The sequence below is a fragment of the Alicyclobacillus mali NBRC 102425 genome, assembly GCF_001570745.1.
Taxonomy (GTDB): domain Bacteria; phylum Bacillota; class Bacilli; order Alicyclobacillales; family Alicyclobacillaceae; genus Alicyclobacillus; species Alicyclobacillus mali.
Window position 1 is genome coordinate 1 of record NZ_BCSG01000040.1, and the last position, 968, is coordinate 968.

General features: G+C 54.2%; 2 pseudogenes. One reads left to right on the forward strand and one right to left on the reverse strand.

Features of this window, described 5'->3' with window-relative positions:
• Window positions 1–156 (reverse strand): annotated as a pseudogene (locus AMA01_RS13700) (TetR/AcrR family transcriptional regulator); the annotation flags it as partial.
• A gap of 219 nt (window positions 157–375) precedes the next feature.
• Between AMA01_RS13700 and AMA01_RS12125 the strand changes: the two are divergent.
• Window positions 376–968: pseudogene (locus AMA01_RS12125) on the forward strand (hypothetical protein); the annotation flags it as partial.

Below are 968 nucleotides of genomic sequence, written 5' to 3' on the forward strand. Positions count from 1 at the left end.
TCAGTACAGATAAATGGTCCCGTCCGCCACGCCTGCTTCGCGGGCAATTTTGGACACCTGCGAGTTAAAAAAGCCGTGTTCTGCAAATACTTTCAGCGCCGCCTTCAAGATGGCCTCGTACTTTTCTCTCCTTTTCTCCGCCAATCCACTTGTCATGAATTCACCTCGGTGTTAATATCGAGTCAAGCAATGAATGAACGCTCATTCATTTTCGTACCCCCATAGTAAATGGCGTGGGCGAGAATGTCAATGATGCAATCGCTTTTTTTACCGTAGAACTGTAAGCGGTTGCGGGTATGCCTCGGTCGCCACATCAAATGGATGGAGGCATGATGAGCGAACCACTTGGATAAAGGAGAAGGGAAGTGAGTCGACGTGTTGCTCGCAGTGAATGATATCGCCTTCGTGGCAGCGGTTGCGTATGCGCTTTACCTGTTCGCCACGGTTGTCTACCGGCGATATCGGTATGTGATGCTTGGAAAACCTGTACCTCTGAACCTCCGTCCAGAGTTTGGAGAGTTCATGGCGCAGGTGTTTGGGCAGAAGAAGCTGTTCAAGGACAAGAAGAGCGGCGCCATGCACTTCGTCATGTTCTATGGCTTCATCGTGCTGCAATTCGGCGCGCTCGACATCATCGTAAAAGGACTCACACTCGGGCGGCACATTCCCTATCCAGCGTACGAGACGTTCTCGTTCACGCAGGAGTGGGTGGCCATCCTCGTCCTCGCTGCGACGGCGTATGCCGCTTATAGGAGGTACGGCGAACGTGTCAAGCGACTGAAGCGCGGATTCAAGCCGAGCATCGTCCTCATCCTCATCTCGAGCCTGATGATCTGCGTCCTCATGGACCTGTCGTTCGAACGCGTCTGGCAGCAGGAGCCGAGCGCGTGGTGGGCGCCCATTTCCTCGCTCATTGCATCGGCGCTGTGGGGCGTTGGCCCGAAGGGCGGGCAAATTGGCTTCTACGT